This is a genomic window from Clostridioides sp. ES-S-0010-02 (assembly GCA_020641055.1).
In the GTDB taxonomy this organism is placed as follows: domain Bacteria; phylum Bacillota; class Clostridia; order Peptostreptococcales; family Peptostreptococcaceae; genus Clostridioides.
On sequence record CP067345.1, the window covers coordinates 283,600 to 305,308 of the forward strand.

The following is a 21,709-nucleotide window of genomic DNA, read 5'->3' on the forward strand; positions in this document are numbered from 1 at the left end:
GAGGGCTTCTATATTGAATAAGTTGCTAAAAGGGGCAGGTTTTTATCTACTTGTTTTTATAATTATAGTAGGTATAGTTCAATTCTCAGGTAAGCCTACAGAAAAAATAAAAGATTTAAAATTTTCCCAAGTATATAGGGAATTAACAGATGAGAATATATCAAGATTGTACTTTGTAAATCAAACTTCTGTAGAAGGTACTATAAAAGATACAAATACAAAGTTTAAATCATATGTTCCAACAGAAATAATGGGAGATAAACTTGCAGATGAAGTGTTAGATCAAGCTAAGGCTGGAAAATTAACATTTGGTGGTGAAGCTAAACCATCTACACCTTGGTTTGTTGAGATGCTACCTACATTACTGTTAATATTCTTTATGGTAATTCTTTGGTTTGTATTTATGAATCAGTCTCAAGGTGGAGGCGGAAAGGTTATGAGCTTTGGTAAGTCAAAGGCTAAGGTTCATAAGGATGATGAAAAAACTAGAGTTACGTTTAAAGATGTAGCTGGATTGGATGAAGAAAAAGAAGATTTACAAGAAGTAGTAGACTTCTTGAAGAATCCTAAGAAATATATTGAATTAGGGGCAAGGATACCAAAAGGAATGCTTATGGTAGGACCTCCTGGAACTGGTAAAACATATCTATCAAGAGCAGTTGCTGGAGAAGCAGGAGTGCCATTTTTCAGTATAAGTGGTTCTGATTTCGTTGAGATGTTTGTTGGGGTTGGGGCTTCAAGAGTAAGAGATTTATTTGAGCAAGCTAAAAAAAGCGCTCCAGCTATAATATTTATAGATGAAATCGATGCAGTTGGTAGAAAGAGAGGAGCAGGTCTTGGTGGAGGTCATGATGAAAGAGAACAAACTCTTAATCAACTTCTAGTTGAGATGGATGGATTTGGAGTAAACCAAGGTATAATAATCATGGCAGCAACAAATAGACCAGATATACTTGACCCAGCTTTACTTAGACCAGGAAGATTTGACAGACAAGTAGTTGTTGGTACACCAGATGTAAAAGGTAGAGAAGCTATATTTAAAGTTCACTCAAGAAATAAACCGCTAAATGATGATGTTAAAATGGATGTATTAGCTAGAAGAACACCAGGATTTACTCCTGCTGATATAGAAAACTTAATGAATGAAGCTGCAATACTAACAGCTAGAAAAAGAGAAAAGAAAATTAAGATGGAAACTATAGAAGAAGCTATAACAAAGGTTATAGCAGGTGTAGCTAAGAAATCGAGAGTAATAAGTGAAAAAGAAAGAAGACTTACAGCATATCATGAAGGCGGGCATGCAGTTTGTGCTCATATACTTGAGGAAGTAAGTCCTGTTCATCAAGTTACAATAGTACCAAGAGGAAGAGCAGGAGGATTTACAATGCAGCTTCCTGTTGAAGATAAGTTCTATGCTACTAAAAATGAGATGAAAGAAAACATAGTAGTTTTACTTGGAGGTAGAGTAGCAGAAGAGTTAGTGCTAAAAGATGTGTCTACAGGAGCATCAAATGACTTAGAAAGAGTTACAGCTACTGCAAGAAGTATGGTAACAAAATATGGAATGAGTTCTAAACTTGGTCCAATGTCATTTGACAGTGATGATGAAGTATTTTTAGGTAATAGTTTTTCAAGTAAGAGAAACTATTCTGAAGAGGTTGCTTTTGAGATAGACCAAGAAACAAAACGTATAGTTGATGGTGCATATGATAAGACAAGAAGTATATTACAAGAAAACATGGATAGACTGGAGTATGTAGCACAAGCCTTACTTATCTATGAAACTTTAGATGCAGATCAATTTATAAAAGCATTTAATAAAGAATTACCATTAAATGATATTGAAAATGCAATTACAGAGGAAAATTCTCCTAAAGAAAATGAAGAGCAATTAACTATAAATCTAGAAAAAGATAGAGAAGAAAGAAACAATGTTGTTGATATAAATAAAAATCAAGAAAATAAATCTGATGAAGATAAATAATTTTAAAATATTGATTATTTTAAGAGTATTATCTATTAAGGATTAAATATTAAGACTGAAAGTATAATGTTAAATTGATAAACAAAGTATATTTGCATATATCAATCTAATTAATACTTTCAGTTTTTTTTGTGATTTTAGCAAAGATTAGGCAAAATATTAAGCTATGGGAATTAATGGTATGGGTATATAAGTTTACTTATGATAATATATTAAAAAGGAATTTTAAAATTAGTAGTATTAAAAATATATTAATAATGTATAATTACTTATTAGAAGAAAAGAAGTCATGAAATCATATCATATTAGAGGTGAAGTATGCGAGAGAAGATAATAGAAATTATATTAAATAATAAATCTGAGTTTATTTCGGGTGAAGAGTTGTCAAAGCAATTAGGTGTGTCACGTGCAGCTATATGGAAACATATGAAAGCTCTAAAAGAAGAGGGATATAATATAGAATCTGTAAATAAGAAAGGTTATAGATTAGCAGAAAATCCAACTGATTTATTAAGTCCACAGAATATCTACTATAAATTAAATACAGAGTTTATTGGTAAGAATATTGAGCATCTTGATACTATAGATTCAACCAATGAATACGCAAAAAGAGTGGCTGTGAATAGTATAGATGGAACTGTGATTTTAAGTGAACATCAAAATATGGGAAAAGGACGATTAGGAAGAACTTGGGATTCCAAACCCCATGAAGGAATTTGGATGAGTATTATTCTAAAACCAGATATGGAACCGTTTAAAGCACCATTTATAACTTTAATAGCAGGAGCAAGTGTAACACAAGCTTTAAATAATCTAGGGGCAAAGACTTTGATAAAATGGCCAAATGATGTTATTTTAAATGGGAAAAAAATATGTGGTATACTAACAGAATTGTCTGCTGAGATTGAAAGAACAAATTATGTTGTTCTTGGTATTGGAATAAATGTTAAAATAATGGACTTTGATTCAGAAATAGCTGAGAAAGCTACCTCATTGTATAAAGAAGGATACAAATTGTCTAGAGTAGATATTGTCAGAAATGTATTGGCTGAATTTGAAAAGTTATATTTAGATTATATTGCAAATAACTCAAAAGAAGAAACTTTAAAAATATGTAGAGATTATTCTGCTATTATAGATAAGAATATATATGTACTAAAAGGAAATGATAAAGAATTAGTTAAATGCTTAGATATAAATGAAGATGGTAACTTAGTAGTTCAGGGTAGTGATGGAAGTGTAAAAGAAATTGTTTCGGGTGAAGTTTCTATAAGAGGAGAAAATGGATATGTATGATAATATTTTAGATATAGAAGGTTTAAAGGTTGGGCAAGTTGAGGATAGAATAGGGCTGACTGGATGTACAGTAGTGATTTGTGAAGAAGGTGCAGTTTGTGGTGTTGATGTAAGAGGGTCGGCTCCAGGAACCAGAGAAACCGATTTATTAGACCCTGTAAATATGGTTCAAAAAGTTCATGCTATAGTTTTAGCAGGAGGTTCTGCATATGGTCTTGAATCTACTTGTGGAGTAAGTAGATACTTAGAAGAAAGAGGAATTGGTTTTGATGTTGGAGTTGGAAAAGTTCCTATAGTTGTTGGAGCAGTTTTATTTGATTTAGGAGTAGGAGATTTTAAGTGTAGACCAGATATACAAATGGGTTATAAAGCTTGTGAGGTGGCAAATACAACTGTTTTAAATCAAGGTAATTATGGAGCAGGATGTGGAGCTACTGTTGGAAAGATAAGAGGGCAAGAATATGCTATGAAAGGTGGAATAGGAAGTTATTCTATAAAACTAGATAATGGATTGATTGTATCTGCATTAATTGCTGTAAATGCTCTTGGAGATGTTTATGAGGATGGTAAGGTTATAGCAGGCGCCTTAAATGATAAAAAAACAGAAACAATTGATACATATAAATTGATGAAACAAGGTGCAAGTAAAGGTGGATTTAGTATAGATAATACTACAATTGGAGTTATAGCTACGAATGCTAAACTGACTAAAGCTGAATGTAAAAAAATATCTCAAATGGGTCATGATGGGTATGCAAAAGCTATTTTTCCTATCCATACACCTCATGATGGAGATACAATATTCACAATGTCAAAAGGTGAAATAGAAGCAGATATAACGTTATTAGGTTCATTGGCTGTAGAGGCTGTGGAAAAAAGTATAATAAATGCAGTAAAAAAAGCTGATAGTGTAGAAAATATAATAGCATATAAAGACATAGTAAAAAAATGAGAAATATGATGAAATTAGCATATTTTTCTTGTCAAATTGTTGACAATGACAACTCATCTTGATAAAATTATTCTTGTTAGAGCAGGCATCCTGAAAGTAGTAGCCTGACTCATAATGATAAGAAACAAGAGTAAGAAAAATCAAAAAATTAAGTAGTCCGGCATCGTTAGTGAGCTGGAACGGAGGTGTATTTTTTATGATGAACACAAGTGCATCAGTAAGAAAAGTAAATGTAAGAAAGATGACTATAATAGGGGTACTATCAGCTATTTCTATTATGCTATCTATGACTCCATTGGGATTTATTCCAGTTGGACCTACAAAAGCAACTATAATGCATATACCAGTTATTATTGGAGCTATTATGGAAGGACCAATAGTTGGGGCAGCAATAGGCTTTATATTTGGAGTATCAAGTCTTTTAAACGCTATAGTAAACCCAACGGTAACATCTTTTGTTTTTATAAATCCATTAGTTTCAATATTGCCAAGAGTTATGATAGGTATATTGGCCTATTATGTATATCAACTAATAATCAATGCTACAAGTAAGGTATACATATCTGGATTAATTACAGGAGCTGTAGGTTCTTTGTTAAATACAGCTGGTGTTTTAGGAATGATATATGTCTTATATGCTGACAAGTATCTTCAAGCAATGGGTCAAAATGGTTCAGCAGGAAAGGTTATAATGGCTCTTGCCGCAGCAAATGGAGTACCAGAAGCAATAGTAGGAGCTTTAGTAGTAGCTGCCGTTGCTGCTGTACTTAAGAAAAGCAAAAAATAGAAAGAAGGTTAATGACATATGCTTCTAGTATTTGATGTTGGAAATACTAATATGGTTTTAGGTATATATAAAGGTGACAAGTTAGTTAATTATTGGAGAATTAAAACAGATAAGGAAAAAACATCTGATGAATATGGAATTCTAATAAGTAGCTTATTTAAGTATGATGATGTGGATATAAATGCTATTGATGATGTAATAATATCATCTGTAGTTCCAAACGTTATGCATTCTCTTGAAAATTTTTGTATAAAATACTGTAAAAAGCATCCATTGATAGTAGGTCCAGGCATAAAAACAGGTCTAAATATAAAATATGATAATCCAAAACAAGTTGGAGCAGACAGGATAGTTAATGCTGTAGCAGGCATAGAAAAATATGGGGCACCAAGTATACTTGTAGATTTTGGAACAGCAACTACATTTTGTGCTATTTCTGAAAAAGGTGAATATCTAGGGGGTACAATAGCACCAGGAATAAAGATATCTAGTGAGGCATTATTCCAAAGTGCATCTAAATTGCCTAGAGTAGAATTAGCAAAACCAGGTATGACTATTTGTAAAAGTACTGTATCAGCTATGCAATCTGGCATAATTTATGGATATGTAGGTTTAGTTGATAAAATAATAAATATGATGAAAAAAGAATTAAATTGTGATGATGTTAAAGTTATAGCTACAGGTGGGCTAGCTAAACTAATTGCTTCAGAAACAAAAAGTATAGATTATGTAGATGGTTTTTTAACGCTAGAAGGATTAAGAATAATATATGAAAAAAACCAAGAATAATTAATACAGGGAATTGGATTATATATCCAGTTCCCTTTTTATGATAGTTTTTTAGTGTTATGTGGTATATTATAATGAGGAAATGCAGATTTAGAAATAAAATCACAAAAACAAAGGAAAAAAATAGGAGAAAAACGATGAAAATAGGAAATTTAGAATTAAAAAATAAAGTTTTTCTGTCACCTATGGCAGGGGTAACAGACCTTCCATTTAGATTAATTTGTAAAGAACAAGAATGTGGACTTTTATATACAGAAATGATAAATGGTAAGGCACTTTGCTATGATGATGAAAATACTAAAAAAATGCTTAAGATAGAAAAAGAAGAACATCCTGTAGCTGTTCAGATATTTGGTTCTGAGCCAGATTTTATGGGAAGAGCAGCAGAAATAATGAACGAATATCCAAATGAAATCCTTGATATAAATATGGGATGTCCAGCTCCAAAAGTAGTTAAAAATGGGGATGGTTCAGCACTTATGAAAAATCCTAAACTTGCAGAGCAGGTATTAAAGGCAGTAGTGAAGAATTCAAAGAAACCAGTTACTTTAAAAATAAGAAAAGGATGGGATGATAATAGTATAAATGCTGTTGAGATAGCAAAGATAGCAGAAGCTTGTGGAATAAGTGCTTTAGCAATACATGGAAGAACGAGAGAGCAATATTATACAGGTAAAGCAGACTGGAATATAATTGCAGATATTAAGAAAAATTTAAATATACCTGTTATAGGAAATGGTGATGTATTTACAATAGAAGATTCAATAAATATGTTAGACAAAACGGGTTGTGATGCTATAATGATAGGTAGGGGTGCTCAGGGTAACCCATGGATATTTAAAAGAATAAACCATTATATGAATACAGGCGAGATTTTGCCAGAGCCAACTCTTAACGAAAAGATAAGTACTGCCATTAAACATTTAAAGCTTGCAGTAGAAGAACATGGAGAGTATGTAGCTGTAAGGGAAATGAGAAAACACATCGCTTGGTATTTAAAAGGTCTTAGAAACTCTGCAAGATTAAGAGATGAAATTAATAAAATAGAAGACTATCAAGAAGTTGTGTCGAAATTGGAGTACTATATGGAAGACTCCTTGACATAAAAATAATAGTGACTTATAATATAGCGCATAAATTAAAAAAAGATTATAAAAATTTTAAAATATAATTAGGAAAATTCCTAAGAAATTTGTGAAGGAGTTGTATTTATAATGGAAGAGAATAAAGAGTTTTTATTGACACAAGAGGGATACGATAAATTAGAAGAAGAATTAGAGAATTTAAAGGTTGTAAAGAGAAAAGAAGTTGCAGAGAGAATAAAGGTTGCTATATCTTTTGGTGATTTATCTGAAAATGCTGAGTATGATGAAGCTAAAAAGGAACAGGCACAGGTTGAAGAAAGAATCTTAAAATTAGAAAATATGGTTAGAAAAGCTGTTATCATAGATGAAAGCAAAATAGACCTTAATGTTGTTACAATAGGTTCAATAGTTAAAGTTAAAGATTTAGAATTTGATGAAGATGTTGAATATACTATAGTTGGTTCAACAGAAGCAGACCCATATGATGGCAAAATATCAAACGAATCTCCTGTAGGAAAAGCGCTTTTAGGAAGAGCTGTTAAAGAGGTTGTAGAGGTGCAAGTTCCTGATGGAGTTGCTAAGTTTGAAATATTAGAAATAAGAAGATAATCTGGAGGAAAAAAATGAAAAATAATCAACAAAGCAATGAAGAAGCACAAATTCAAGAAGACCTTAGTGAAGTACTTCAAGTAAGAAGAGATAAACTAAAAAAATTACAAGAATCAGGTAGAGACCCTTTCAAAGAAAGTAGATATGATAGAACTCATTATTCTATGGAAATAAAAGATAACTTTGAAACTCTTGAAGGTCAAACTACAAAAATAGCAGGACGTATCATGAGCAAGAGAATACAAGGTAAAGCTGGTTTTATAGATATTCAAGACCAAGAAGGAAGAATTCAATCTTATGTAAGATTAGATGCTATAGGGGAAGAAGAATATAGTGTATTTTCAACATATGATATTGGAGACATAGTTGGTATTGAAGGGGAAATATTTAGAACTAAAAGGGGCGAAATATCTGTAAAGGCTAAATCTGTAGTATTATTATGCAAATCTTTACAAGTTTTACCAGAAAAATATCATGGATTAAAAGATCAAGAATTAAGATATAGACAAAGATATGTTGATTTAATAGTGAACCCAGAAGTAAAAAATGCTTTTTTAATTAGAACGAAAGCATTAAAGGCATTGAGAGCGTATTTAGATGACAGAGGATTTTTAGAAGTTGAGACTCCAATATTAAATACTATAGCTGGTGGAGCGAATGCTAGACCTTTTATAACTAACCATAACACTTTACATATACCAATGTATTTAAGAATAGCAAACGAATTATACTTAAAGAGACTTATTGTTGGTGGATTTGATAAAGTTTATGAAATGGGAAGAATGTTTAGAAATGAAGGTATGGATTTAAAACATAATCCTGAATATACTGCTATAGAATTATATCAAGCATATGCAGACTACACTGATATGATGGAGATAACAGAAAATGTTGTTGCACATATGGCTGAAGTTGCTACAGGAAGCATGATAATCAACTATCAAGGAACAGAAATAAACTTTACACCTCCTTGGAAGAGAATGACTATGGAAGATTGTGTGAAGGAATATTCTGGTGTAGATTTTTCTGCAATAAATACAGATGAAGAAGCATTAGAAGTTGCTAGAGAAAAAGGAATAGAAATAAAGCCTGGAATGAGAAGAGGGGAAGTAATAAATGCTTTCTTTGAAGAGTTTGGAGAAGATAAATTAATCCAACCAACATTTATAACACATCATCCAGTTGAAGTATCTCCATTATCTAAGAGAAATACTGAAGACCCAAGAAGAACTGATAGATTTGAAGCTTTTGCTAATAAATGGGAGTTAGCTAATGCATTTTCTGAGCTTAATGACCCAATTGACCAAAAAGGAAGATTTATGGACCAATTGAGAAAAAGAGAATTAGGTGATGATGAAGCTTTTGAGATGGATGATGATTTCTTAAAAGCATTAGAAGTAGGTTTACCTCCTACAGGTGGACTAGGAATAGGTATAGATAGAGTTATTATGCTATTAACTAATTCTCCATCTATAAGAGATGTATTATTATTCCCTACTATGAAACCTATTGATAATAATCAAAATAAAGAAGAAGAAGAAAAATAAAAAATACAAGCATTCTACTAAGTTTTAAATAAAATAGAGCTATTAAATTATCAATAAATAGCTTTATTTTATTTAAAATGTCAATGTAGAATGCTTTTTATATGTTCTAAAGAAGTTTTCATGTATTTAATTTATAAATTACCAACAAACGTTACAAATTGATATTAGTTTTTGTTGATTGGAACTTTATATTTAGAAAATATGATTGAAAGTAATTTATTATGAAAATATTTAAAGTAATTTTTGGGAAGGAAAAAGGAATAATTTTTGAGAATACTATATATAAAAAATTATTGGGGGAATGTGTGATGTTTCAAGTAATTGATTTTTTATGTTTAGTTTGTATTGGATTTTTAGTTCTTGATGTTATGGTATATTTTTGTAAGGATGCAATGGATATATTTGAAAGTACAACTAAGGTTAATAAAGTTAAGAGTATAAATGTTTGGGCAGATAGAGTCAGAGCCAACTCATATTCTTACGAAAATAAAATTGCAAAATAGGAAAAACTGTATATGCATGTGTTACTTGTAATATCAAGGGTTATATCTGTTAGTTTTAGTTAAAAGTATTAAAAAAAACAAAGAGTTATAACCTTTTTTAAAATAAAAAACAAAAAAAGTATTGACGAATTATTTTTAAGGTGATATAGTATTACTTGTCCCCAAGAAAAGGGCAAACATGAAAAATGAACTTTGAAAATTAAACAGTAGGTTAATTTATAAAAACAAGAAACAAACCATAAAGCCAGATATTTAGATAACAATAGTATCTGAGCCTGATAAACTTTTATTTGAGAGTTTGATCCTGGCTCAGGATGAACGCTGGCGGCGTGCCTAACACATGCAAGTTGAGCGATTTACTTCGGTAAAGAGCGGCGGACGGGTGAGTAACGCGTGGGTAACCTACCCTGTACACACGGATAACATACCGAAAGGTATGCTAATACGGGATAACATATTTGAGAGGCATCTCTTGAATATCAAAGGTGAGCCAGTACAGGATGGACCCGCGTCTGATTAGCTAGTTGGTAAGGTAACGGCTTACCAAGGCGACGATCAGTAGCCGACCTGAGAGGGTGATCGGCCACATTGGAACTGAGACACGGTCCAAACTCCTACGGGAGGCAGCAGTGGGGAATATTGCACAATGGGCGAAAGCCTGATGCAGCAACGCCGCGTGAGTGATGAAGGCCTTCGGGTCGTAAAACTCTGTCCTCAAGGAAGATAATGACGGTACTTGAGGAGGAAGCCCCGGCTAACTACGTGCCAGCAGCCGCGGTAATACGTAGGGGGCTAGCGTTATCCGGATTTACTGGGCGTAAAGGGTGCGTAGGCGGTCTTTCAAGTCAGGAGTGAAAGGCTACGGCTCAACCGTAGTAAGCTCTTGAAACTGGGAGACTTGAGTGCAGGAGAGGAGAGTGGAATTCCTAGTGTAGCGGTGAAATGCGTAGATATTAGGAGGAACACCAGTTGCGAAGGCGGCTCTCTGGACTGTAACTGACGCTGAGGCACGAAAGCGTGGGGAGCAAACAGGATTAGATACCCTGGTAGTCCACGCTGTAAACGATGAGTACTAGGTGTCGGGGGTTACCCCCCTCGGTGCCGCAGCTAACGCATTAAGTACTCCGCCTGGGAAGTACGCTCGCAAGAGTGAAACTCAAAGGAATTGACGGGGACCCGCACAAGTAGCGGAGCATGTGGTTTAATTCGAAGCAACGCGAAGAACCTTACCTAAGCTTGACATCCCAATGACATCTCCTTAATCGGAGAGTTCCCTTCGGGGACATTGGTGACAGGTGGTGCATGGTTGTCGTCAGCTCGTGTCGTGAGATGTTGGGTTAAGTCCCGCAACGAGCGCAACCCTTGTCTTTAGTTGCCATCATTAAGTTGGGCACTCTAGAGAGACTGCCAGGGATAACCTGGAGGAAGGTGGGGATGACGTCAAATCATCATGCCCCTTATGCTTAGGGCTACACACGTGCTACAATGGGTAGTACAGAGGGTTGCCAAGCCGTAAGGTGGAGCTAATCCCTTAAAGCTACTCTCAGTTCGGATTGTAGGCTGAAACTCGCCTACATGAAGCTGGAGTTACTAGTAATCGCAGATCAGAATGCTGCGGTGAATGCGTTCCCGGGTCTTGTACACACCGCCCGTCACACCACGGGAGTTGGAGACGCCCGAAGCCGATTATCTAACCTTTTGGAAGAAGTCGTCGAAGGTGGAATCAATAACTGGGGTGAAGTCGTAACAAGGTAGCCGTATCGGAAGGTGCGGCTGGATCACCTCCTTTCTAAGGAGAATTGCCTACTGTTTAATTTTGAGGGTTCGTTTTTACGAATACTCAATTAGCACTTTGAGCAACAGTATAAACTGAACGCATGTGAAGTTTGTTTGTTGGCCTTGTGTGTTAGCACTTTAAGCAACAGGATTTATCTGTTGGCGCTGTGCGTTAGCACTTTGAAAACTGCATATATATATTTAGTGATATGACATCTAATTTGTAATATATAAAGTTGATAACTTTTAAAAATTATCGAAGTTGATAGCTTCTAATCTATCAAACCTTTTTAACTGGTCAAGTTATTAAGGGTGCAGGGCGGATGCCTTGGCACTAGGAGCCGATGAAGGACGCGATAAGCTGCGATAAGCTTCGGGGAGTTGCACGTAAACTTTGATCCGAAGATTTCCGAATGAGGAAACTCACTTAGAGTAATGTCTAAGTATCATTAAGTGAATACATAGCTTAATGAGGGGAACTCAGGGAACTGAAACATCTAAGTACCTGAAGGAAGAGAAAGAAATTCGATTCCGTAAGTAGCGGCGAGCGAACGCGGAATAGCCCAAACCAATAAAGTTTTCTTTATTGGGGTTGCGGACATATCTTAAACGAAGAGGTATCGTAATTGAAGAGGTTTGGAAAGACCCACCACAGAAGGTAATAGTCCTGTATGTCAAACGAGAAAACTTCAGATATGATCCAGAGTACCACGGGACACGTGAAACCCTGTGGGAAGCAGGAGGGACCACCCTCCAAGGCTAAATACTACCTAGTGACCGATAGCGTATAGTACCGTGAGGGAAAGGTGAAAAGAACCCCGGGAGGGGAGTGAAATAGAACCTGAAACCCTGCACTTACAAGCTGTGGAAGCACATTTCTTGTGTGACCGCGTACTTTTTGTAGAACGGGCCAACGAGTTACGTTAAGTAGCAAGGTTAAGCACTTAAGGTGTGGAGCCGTAGCGAAAGCGAGTTTTAACTGAGCGTTCAGTTACTTGACGTAGACCCGAAACCGGGCGACCTACCCATGAGCAGGATGAAGCGAAAGTAAAATTTCGTGGAGGTCCGAACCCACGAGCGTTGAAAAGCTCGGGGATGACTTGTGGGTAGCGGTGAAATTCCAATCGAGCCCGGAGATAGCTGGTTCTCCCCGAAATAGCTTTAGGGCTAGCCTCAAGGTGAGAGATACGGAGGTAGAGCACTGAATGTCCTAGGGGGTATTGCACCTACCGAAGACTATCAAACTCCGAATGCCGTCATCTTATACTTGGGAGTCAGACTGTGGGTGATAAGATTCATAGTCGAAAGGGCAACAGCCCAGATCGTCAGCTAAGGTCCCTAAATGTAAGTTAAGTGGTAAAGGATGTGGGATTGCACAGACAACCAGGATGTTGGCTTAGAAGCAGCCACTCATTCAAAGAGTGCGTAATAGCTCACTGGTCGAGTGATCCTGCGCCGAAGATTTCCGGGGCTAAAACTTACTACCGAAGCTACGGCATCAGTAATGATGGGTAGGGAGCTTCCCATACGGGTTGAAGCATGACCGTAAGGACATGTGGACAGTATGGGAGTGAGAATGTTGGCATGAGTAGCGAGATGTGGGTGAGAATCCCACAGGCCGTAAACCCAAGGTTTCCAGGGGAAGGTTCGTCCGCCCTGGGTTAGTCGGGACCTAAGCTGAGGCCGAAAGGCGTAGGTGATGGACAACAGGTTGATATTCCTGTACTACCGATAACCGTTTGAGAGATGGGATGACACAGTAGGATAAGCTAAGCACACTGTTGGTTATGTGTGCCCAAGCATTGAGGCAGTCAGAGTAGGTAAATCCGCTTTGATAATGCTGGGATGTGATGGGGAGCGAAATTTAGTAGCGAAGTAGCTGATTTCACACTGTCAAGAAAAGTCTCTATCGAGGTTAAAGGTACCCGTACCGCAAACCGACACAGGTGGGTGAGGAGAGTATCCTAAGGCCCGCGAGAGAACTGTTGTTAAGGAACTCGGCAAAATGACCCCGTAACTTAGGGATAAGGGGTGCCACCATACGGTGGCCGCAGAGAATAGGCCCAAGCGACTGTTTACCAAAAACATAGGTTTCTGCTAAGTCGCAAGACGATGTATAGGAGCTGACGCCTGCCCGGTGCTGGAAGGTTAAGGGGATCTGTTAGAGTAATCGAAGCAGTGAACTTAAGCCCCAGTAAACGGCGGCCGTAACTATAACGGTCCTAAGGTAGCGAAATTCCTTGTCGGGTAAGTTCCGACCCGCACGAAAGGCGTAACGATTTGGGCACTGTCTCAACAACAGACTCGGTGAAATTGTAATTCCGGTGAAGATGCCGGATACCTGCGACAGGACGGAAAGACCCCATGGAGCTTTACTGTAGCTTGACATTGGGTCTTGGTACTACATGTACAGGATAGGTGGGAGGCTTTGAAACCAGGACGCCAGTTTTGGCGGAGCCATCCTTGGGATACCACCCTTGTAGTACTGGGACTCTAACCATAGGCCATGAATCTGGTCTTGGGACACTGTCAGGTGGGCAGTTTGACTGGGGCGGTCGCCTCCCAAAAGGTAACGGAGGCGCTCAAAGGTTCTCTCAGTACGGTCGGAAATCGTACGTAGAGTGTAAAGGCAAAAGAGAGCTTGATTGCAAGACATACAGGTCGAGCAAGGATGAAAATCGGACTTAGTGATCCGGTGGTTCTGCGTGGAAGGGCCATCGCTCAACGGATAAAAGCTACCCTGGGGATAACAGGCTTATCTCCCCAAGAGTCCACATCGACGGGGAGGTTTGGCACCTCGATGTCGGCTCATCACATCCTGGGGCTGTAGTAGGTCCCAAGGGTTGGGCTGTTCGCCCATTAAAGTGGTACGCGAGCTGGGTTCAGAACGTCGTGAGACAGTTCGGTCCCTATCCGTCGCAGGCGTAGGAAATTTGAGGAGACCTGTCCTTAGTACGAGAGGACCGGGATGGACGTACCTCTGGTGTACCAGTTGTTCTGCCAAGGGCATGGCTGGGTAGCTATGTACGGAATGGATAAGCGCTGAAAGCATCTAAGCGCGAAGCCAACTTCAAGATAAGATTTCCCACCGCAAGGGTAAGACCCCAGAAAGACTATCTGGTTGATAGGTCGAAGGTGTAAGTGCAGCAATGTATTTAGCTTATCGATACTAATAGGTCGAGGACTTGACCAATATTTATTTGATGTTCATTGATTAAAATATATATGTAGTTTTTAGAGTGCTAACTCTAAAGAATCTAGTTTACTAGCTTCAAAAACTTAATAGTAATATTAAGCATAAAGATTATGTGGTTACAATAGCAGAGAGGATACACCTGTTCCCATTCCGAACACAGAAGTTAAGCTCTCTAGCGCTGATGGTACTTGGTGGGAAACTGCCTGGGAGAGTAGGACGTAGCCACGTAATTTTTTTTATTTTTGTCAAAAAAAACAAAAAAATTACGTATTTCTTTTTTCATTTTGGGAAAACTAAACACAGGAATTATGGATTATCATAAAAATTTAATTCTTAAGGAGTGATATGAATGAAGAAAGTTGCTTTAGTTTTAGCTATAATTGGTGCACTTAACTGGGGAGCAATTGGTATTCTAGGAACAGATTTAATAGGTAGCATTTTCGGTGGAACATATGAAATGATAAGTAGAATAATATACTTTGTTGTGGGTCTAGCTGGATTGTATTTAATACCAAGTTTAATGTCTGATGACAGAGAATAATTCAATTTTTACTTTTTTATATTAAATACCTCATTCTAAATATTTAGAATGAGGTATTTTATTTTATAAAAATATTAATTTGTATCTTTTTTAATGGTAAAATAGATAGGAATCGAAGTTTTCAAACAAGTGGTAACAATAGGGAAAAAGGAGTAATATATGTTTATAATTAATGAACTGAGTGAAATTGTAAATAAAGAAGTGATATCTTTTCATATGCCTGGACATAAAAAGGGAAAAATATATGAAAAATTAGGATATATAAATGTATTAGAAAATTTGTATAAAATGGATACAACTGAGATAATAGGGACAGATAATTTACATTCCCCAGAAGGAATTATAAAAGTCTCTCAAGAAAATACTGCAATGGTATTTAAAAGTGATTATACATATTATTTAATAAATGGAAGCAGTTGTGGCATCCAATCTGCAATAATGTCAGTGTGTAATCCTAAAAGTAAAATAATTGTGAATAGAGACTGTCACCAATCTATTATAAACGGATGTATTTTGGGTGATGTAGATATAGAATATATTCCTTGCGAAATATGCAAAAATACTAATATTTTAAAAGGTGTGAATGTAATAAATGTAATTGATATAATAGATAAAAACTTAGATGCAAAAGCAATATTGCTTACATATCCTACATACTATGGAATGACATATGATTTGGAATATATCTGTAATTACGCACATAGCAAAAATATGGTAGTAATAGTAGATGAAGCACATGGTGCACATTTAGGACTTAGTGAGAAACTTCCTAAAACAGCTCTTGAGCAAGGTGCAGACGTGGTTATACAAAGTACTCATAAAACACTTCCATCTTTTACTCAATCATCAATGATACATGTACAGGAAGATAGAGTTGACTTAGATAAAATTTCAAACATGTTAAGAATTACTGAATCTTCAAGTCCTTCTTACTTATTATTATCTTCACTAGAATTAGCTGTAGATATATATGAAAATAAAGGCAAGGAATTAATGGAAGAACTTTTAGATAATATCCAAAATTTCAAAAATAATGTTAATAAAAATCTTGAAATATATAGTACAAATGATAAAACAAAAGTATTCATATCTGCTAAAAATATAGGATTAACAGGATATGAATTAGAAAATATCTTAAGAAAAAAATATAATATACAGGTAGAGTTGTCTAATTATTATGGCGTTCTATTAATCTGTACAATAGGAAATAGTACTCAAGATTTCATTAGTTTAGAAACGGCATTAGATGATATTGTAATAAAAGAATTTAAATCTACAAAACTAGATAACATAAAATATCCTGTTGATATTCCACAGAAAATATTAACACCTAGAGAAGCATTTTATAAAACTAAAAAAAGTGTTAAAATATATGACAGCATAGGTAAAGTATGTGGAGAATCTATAGTACCATATCCACCAGGGATAAATATAATATCCCCTGGCGAAATAATAAGTAAAGAAATAATAGATTATTTAAAGTTTTGTAGTTCTAAAGGTATGGTTATAAGTGGACTTAAAGATATGACTTTAAATTTTATAGAAATAATAGATTTAGAACATATATAAAGTAGGATTACTATGAAGAATCTATAGAATATTTATATATAAATTTATTTGAATAATATACTAAAATAGGCAAAATGTTTAGATGGAGGATATTAAAATGAGAGGTAAGTTAATAATTATAGAGAGTGGTTCAGATGCGAGTGGAAAGGCAACTCAAACAAAAAAATTATATGAAAGACTAAAAAAAGAAGGCTATATGATTAAGAAGGTAGAATATCCAAACTATGAGTCTCAATCATCTGCTTTGGTAAAAATGTATTTGAGAGGGGATTTTGGTAAAAATGCCTCAGATGTAGACCCATATATAGCATCAACTTTTTTTACAGCGGATAGATATGCATCATTTAAAACCGATTGGGAGGAATTTTATAATAAAGGTGGAATAATTATCGCTGATAGATATACAACCTCTAATATGGTGCACCAAGCTTCTAAAATGGACATTGCTGATAGAGAGGAATATCTTAACTGGCTGGCTGATTATGAATTTAATTTATTTAAAATACCTCAACCTGATTGTGTTGTATTTTTAGATGTTCCTATTGAGTTTAGTGAAAAACTTATGGAGAATAGAAAAAACAAAATTACAGGAGAAAAAGAGAAAGATATTCATGAAAGTGATATAGAGTATTTAAAGAAATCTTATAATAATGCTCTATATATAGCAGATAAATATGATTGGAAAAAAATAAATTGTGTTTCAAATAATAAATTAAGAAGTATTGAAAGTATACATAATGAAGTTTATGAAATAGTTCTTGATTCAATAAAATCTATGGAGAGATAAATATGTATTTTGAAAATATTATAGGACAAGATTTTGTAAAAAAATATTTAATAAATTCTATAAATAAAAATAAACTTAATAATGCGTATATGTTTGAAGGAATAGATGGAATAGGAAAAAAGAAATTTGCTGATGAGCTATCAAAATTGTTACTTGACTATGTAAATCTAGAAAATAGTCCAGACTATGTACTTATAAATCCAGATGGAAATAGTATAAAAATAGCTCAGATTAGAAACTTACAATCAGATATAGTAGTACGACCTCATAAAGACTATAAAATATATATAATAAATAATGCTGAAAAGATGACGGTAGAAGCTCAAAATGCCCTTTTAAAGACATTAGAGGAGCCTCCAAGTTACGCTATAATAATTTTAGTCACAAATAATAAAGAATCATTATTAGAAACGATAAAATCTAGATGTGACATAATAAAGTTTTCGCCTATACCAATAGCAGATTTAAAAACTTATTTAATAAATAAGGGCATAGAAGAAGAAAGAGCCCAAATATTGGCCACTTTTTCAAGAGGTAGTATTGAAAATGCTTTAGACTTATCTCAGTCGGCTGAGTTTTCAGTAATGAGGGACGATATACAACAATATATCCAAATAATGCTAGATAAAAATATAGTAGAGATTCTAAATATACCAAATAACATGGAGAAATATAGAAATCAGATTATAAGTTTATTGGATATTATGATAAACTATTTTAGAGACATTATTTTATTAAAAGAAAATGTAAATAGAGATATGTTAATAAATATAGATAAGCTAGTTTTTATCCAAAACATGAGTGGAAAAATTAGTTATTCTCAATTATCTAAAATTATTGATATAATAGAAGGTACAAAGACTAAAATTAAAAGTAATTGTAATTTCAATATAAGCATACAAGTTATGTCTTTAAATATATACGAGGTGATTAAATGATAAAAATAGTAGGAATTAGGTTTAAAAGTGCGGGGAAAATATATTATTTTGACCCTGTTGATTTTAATATAGAGCAAGATATGGATGTAGTTGTAGAAACTGCAAGAGGTTTAGAGTATGGTAAAGTAGTGGTTGGGCCAAAAGAAATGGACGAGAGCGAATTAGTTTCTCCTTTAAAGCCAATTATAAGAATAGCTACAGAAGAAGATAAGAAAATATATTTAGAAAATAAGGAAAAAGCAAAAGAGACTTTTGAATTATGTCAACAAAAGATAAAAGAACATGAGTTAACAATGTTTTTAATAGATTGCGAATATACATTTGATAGAAATAAATTGATTTTTTACTTTACAGCAGAAGGTAGAATAGATTTTAGAGAATTAGTAAAAGATTTAGCTGCCATATTTAAGACTAGAATAGAACTTAGACAAATCGGTGTTAGAGATGAGGCAAAGTCTATAGGAGGTCTAGGACCTTGTGGTAGAAAGCTTTGCTGTTCTTCTTGGTTAGGTGATTTTCAACCAGTTTCAATAAAAATGGCAAAAGACCAAAGCTTATCTTTAAATCCAACAAAGATATCTGGTATATGTGGAAGATTATTCTGTTGCTTAAAATATGAACATGATGTATATAGTGAAGCAATAGAAAAAATGCCTGTTGTGGGTGCATTGGTGCAATCAGATGATGGAAAAGGAAAAGTTGTAGAGGTAAATCCTTTGCTAGAACAAATCAAAGTGGAATTCCAAGACAAAACAGTAAAAATATATACAAGAGAAGATATAAAAATACTTAAAGAGCCTAAAAAGTGTGAGGGCTGTGGTGGTAAATGCAAGGGCAATGATGGATTAGATGAAGCTACACTAAAGGAGTTAAAGAAATTAGAAGATTAAATTTAAGGTAGGGCTTCTCCTACCTTTTTTAAAGCAATTAATGCTTAGAGCTACTAATATTTGAGGAGAGTTATATATGGGCATACAATTAAAAGATTCAGAGAGAATCGACGATTTACAATTAAAAGGTCTTAAAATTATACAAGATACTAATGGGTTTTGTTTTGGTATAGACGCTGTTTTATTAGCTAATTTTGCAAAAGTAAAAAAAGATGCTAAAGTTGTTGATTTAGGCACTGGTACAGGAATTATACCAGTTCTAATTGCAGGTAAAAGTGAAGCTAAGAAAATTATTGGTGTAGAAATACAAGATGATGTATATGAAATGGCAACTCGTTCTATAAAACTAAATAATTTGGAAGAAAGAGTTGAGATTATAAATGGAGATATAAAATCAATAGACAAAGTTTTGGAAGTTAATGGATATCATGTAGTTACATCAAATCCTCCATATATGCATATTGATGGTATAAAAAATCCAAATGATAAAAAAGCAATATCAAGGCATGAAGTAAAATGTAATCTAGAGGATGTAATAAAGACCGCATCTAGATTAGTTATGCCTAGAGGTAAATTTTTCATGATACATAGACCAACAAGATTGGTTGATATAATAACTTTAGGGAGAAAATACAGATTAGAGCCAAAAGTTATTCAGTTTGTTCATCCAAGACCTAAAAAAGCACCTAATTTGGTTTTGGTTCAATTTGTAAAAGATGGCAGACCAGAGCTTAAGATATTAGACCCACTATATGTCTATGGAGAAGATGGTAATTATACAGAAGAATTAAAATCAATATATAATAATGAAGATATAGGAGAGTTATAGATGAGTGGAAAATTGTACATATGTCCAACACCAATTGGAAATTTAGAGGATATAACGTATAGGACTTTAAGAATCTTAAAAGAAGTAGATTTAATTGCGGCAGAAGATACAAGACACAGTATAAAGCTTTTAAATCATTTTGAAATCTCAAAACCTTTGACTAGCTATCATGAGCACAATAAAGATTCAAAAGGCGATTATTTAATCAATAAATTAATTGATGGAGAAAACATAGCTTTAATAAGTGACGCAGGTATGCCTGGTATATCTGACCCAGGAGAAGAGATAATAAGACAGTCCATACAAAATAATATAGAGATAGAAGTATTACCAGGAGCAACAGCATTTGTAACAGCGTTGGTTGGCTCTGGTATGGATACACATAAATTTGTTTTTGAAGGTTTTTTGGATAGAGATAAAAAAGTTAGAAGACAACAGCTAGAAGAAATAAAAGAGGAAAGCAGAACTATAATTTTTTATGAATCACCACATAGATTGAAGGATACACTAAAAGATATGCTTAAAATTCTTGGAAATAGAAAAATTTCTGTAAATAGAGAGCTCACAAAAAAATATCAAGAGATAATAAGAGAAGATATAGAAACTGTTATAAAAATATTTGAAGAAAACGAAGTAAGAGGAGAGTTTGTATTAATAGTAGAAGGTTTCTATGGTGAAAAATCAGAAAAAAGAGATTATGATGCTCTTACAGATAGAGAATATGTTTTAAAGTTAATTGAAAGTGGTATGAACAAAAAAGATGCAATAAAAGTAGTTTGTAAAGATAGAAAATTAAAAAAGGATATTGTTTATAAACAAGTTCTGGATTTATAAAACCTGAATCTGAGGTGATTTTATGGAAATAGGAAAAATTATAATAGAGAGTTTAAAAAGGAAAGATACACATAAAACGTTTATAGAGTTGGATAAAAAGAATGAACTAGAAAAAGCAATCCCTAAAGTAAAAGCAATGAAATCTGTAGGAGAATGTAAATATCATATTGTTAACTGTTTTGAACATTCTATAAATGCATTAAAAGAATTAGAAGTAGTGCTAAATGACAAAGAATTTTTTCCAAATCATTTGAGAGAACATGTGTCAAATTATTTGAATTTATATATTGATGATGAAATAAATAAGTCACAAGCATTAAAGTTAGGAATCTTTTTACATGATATAGGAAAGCCAGATAGTGTAACTTTAGATGAAACAGGTAGAGTTCATTTTACAAATCATGAAAAAATAGGTGCACAAATAGTAAATAATATGGGTACAAATTTAGAGTTATCAATACAGACATATAAACTTATAAGTAAATATGTAAGATATCATATGACACTTTTATCTTTATATAAGAAAAATGATTTGAGTAAAAAAGAGTTAGCTAATGTATTTAATTTAGTAGATGAAGATACTATAGGTATAATATTACTTGGATATGCAGATATAGTATCTACTATAAAATTATTAGGCAAGGATGAAGAAGTAGGTGTATTAAAGACCTATATGGAATATATTCTAACAAATTACTTATATAAGAGTAATTATACAAATGTATAAAGTTAGTTAATATAATTTAAGACTTATACAATTGATTTAAATTTAAAATATACAAATTTTAAAAACCTAA

General features: G+C 33.9%; 17 protein-coding genes and 3 rRNA genes. All 20 read left to right on the top strand.

Translation table 11 applies throughout. From position 1 onward, the window contains the following. Window positions 1-13 precede the first annotated feature (13 nt). The 20 genes from ftsH to JJC01_01870 all read left to right on the top strand — a co-directional run bounded on the left by ftsH (window position 14) and on the right by JJC01_01870 (window position 21,639). Window positions 14-1,984, top strand: a complete 1,971-nt coding sequence (ftsH, locus tag JJC01_01775; protein UDN58624.1) for an ATP-dependent zinc metalloprotease FtsH — start codon at window positions 14-16, stop codon at window positions 1,982-1,984. A gap of 318 nt (window positions 1,985-2,302) precedes the next feature. Continuing rightward, window positions 2,303-3,280, top strand: coding sequence for a biotin--[acetyl-CoA-carboxylase] ligase (locus tag JJC01_01780; protein ID UDN58625.1), 978 nt, complete (start codon window positions 2,303-2,305; stop codon window positions 3,278-3,280). Next, window positions 3,273-4,232: a P1 family peptidase gene (locus JJC01_01785; GenBank protein UDN58626.1), complete on the top strand. Its 960-nt coding sequence runs from the start codon at window positions 3,273-3,275 to the stop codon at window positions 4,230-4,232. Before JJC01_01780 ends, JJC01_01785 begins: the two co-directional genes overlap by 8 nt. A 196-nt stretch (window positions 4,233-4,428) precedes the next feature. Continuing rightward, a complete protein-coding gene (locus tag JJC01_01790) occupies window positions 4,429-5,019 on the top strand; it encodes an ECF transporter S component (GenBank protein UDN58627.1) in 591 nt (196 codons plus the stop codon). Window positions 5,020-5,037: 18 nt separating this feature from the next. Beyond that, window positions 5,038-5,808, top strand: a complete 771-nt coding sequence (locus JJC01_01795) for a type III pantothenate kinase (protein ID UDN58628.1) — start codon at window positions 5,038-5,040, stop codon at window positions 5,806-5,808. A 137-nt stretch (window positions 5,809-5,945) separates the two neighbouring features. Next, window positions 5,946-6,914 carry a tRNA dihydrouridine synthase DusB gene (dusB, locus tag JJC01_01800; GenBank protein ID UDN58629.1) on the top strand — a complete coding sequence of 323 codons (969 nt, stop codon included), beginning with the start codon at window positions 5,946-5,948 and terminating at the stop codon, window positions 6,912-6,914. 108 nt (window positions 6,915-7,022) lie between these two features. Further along, on the top strand, window positions 7,023-7,502 hold the full coding sequence (gene greA / locus JJC01_01805) for a transcription elongation factor GreA (GenBank protein UDN58630.1): 480 nt from the start codon (window positions 7,023-7,025) through the stop codon (window positions 7,500-7,502). 14 nt (window positions 7,503-7,516) lie between these two features. Then, window positions 7,517-9,049 (top strand): lysine--tRNA ligase, encoded by a 1,533-nt coding sequence (gene lysS, locus JJC01_01810; protein ID UDN58631.1) that lies wholly within the window; start codon window positions 7,517-7,519, stop codon window positions 9,047-9,049. Between the two features lie 308 nt (window positions 9,050-9,357). Continuing rightward, window positions 9,358-9,552: a hypothetical protein gene (locus JJC01_01815; GenBank protein ID UDN58632.1), complete on the top strand. Its 195-nt coding sequence runs from the start codon at window positions 9,358-9,360 to the stop codon at window positions 9,550-9,552. Window positions 9,553-9,838: 286 nt separating this feature from the next. After that, window positions 9,839-11,341: ribosomal RNA gene (locus JJC01_01820) — 16S ribosomal RNA — on the top strand. A 283-nt stretch (window positions 11,342-11,624) separates the two neighbouring features. Then, window positions 11,625-14,521 (top strand): 23S ribosomal RNA (locus tag JJC01_01825). A 114-nt stretch (window positions 14,522-14,635) separates the two neighbouring features. Then, window positions 14,636-14,752: ribosomal RNA gene (gene rrf, locus JJC01_01830) — 5S ribosomal RNA — on the top strand. The 16S, 23S and 5S rRNA genes sit together here, the layout of an rRNA operon. Window positions 14,753-14,873: 121 nt before the next feature. Continuing rightward, window positions 14,874-15,065 (top strand): DUF378 domain-containing protein, encoded by a 192-nt coding sequence (locus tag JJC01_01835; GenBank protein UDN58633.1) that lies wholly within the window; start codon window positions 14,874-14,876, stop codon window positions 15,063-15,065. Between the two features lie 159 nt (window positions 15,066-15,224). Then, a complete protein-coding gene (locus JJC01_01840) occupies window positions 15,225-16,634 on the top strand; it encodes an aminotransferase class I/II-fold pyridoxal phosphate-dependent enzyme (GenBank protein ID UDN58634.1) in 1,410 nt (469 codons plus the stop codon). A gap of 97 nt (window positions 16,635-16,731) precedes the next feature. After that, complete coding sequence (locus JJC01_01845; protein ID UDN58635.1) at window positions 16,732-17,421, top strand: deoxynucleoside kinase; 690 nt, start codon at window positions 16,732-16,734, stop codon at window positions 17,419-17,421. Window positions 17,422-17,423: 2 nt separating this feature from the next. After that, a complete protein-coding gene (locus JJC01_01850; GenBank protein UDN58636.1) occupies window positions 17,424-18,359 on the top strand; it encodes a DNA polymerase III subunit delta' in 936 nt (311 codons plus the stop codon). Then, window positions 18,356-19,249, top strand: a complete 894-nt coding sequence (locus JJC01_01855) for a stage 0 sporulation family protein (GenBank protein ID UDN58637.1) — start codon at window positions 18,356-18,358, stop codon at window positions 19,247-19,249. Before JJC01_01850 ends, JJC01_01855 begins: the two co-directional genes overlap by 4 nt. Window positions 19,250-19,325: 76 nt before the next feature. After that, window positions 19,326-20,078: a tRNA1(Val) (adenine(37)-N6)-methyltransferase gene (locus JJC01_01860; protein UDN58638.1), complete on the top strand. Its 753-nt coding sequence runs from the start codon at window positions 19,326-19,328 to the stop codon at window positions 20,076-20,078. After that, window positions 20,079-20,912, top strand: a complete 834-nt coding sequence (gene rsmI, locus JJC01_01865; protein UDN58639.1) for a 16S rRNA (cytidine(1402)-2'-O)-methyltransferase — start codon at window positions 20,079-20,081, stop codon at window positions 20,910-20,912. 22 nt (window positions 20,913-20,934) lie between these two features. Then, window positions 20,935-21,639, top strand: a complete 705-nt coding sequence (locus JJC01_01870) for an HD domain-containing protein (GenBank protein ID UDN58640.1) — start codon at window positions 20,935-20,937, stop codon at window positions 21,637-21,639. The last annotated feature ends 70 nt before the right edge of the window (window positions 21,640-21,709 follow it).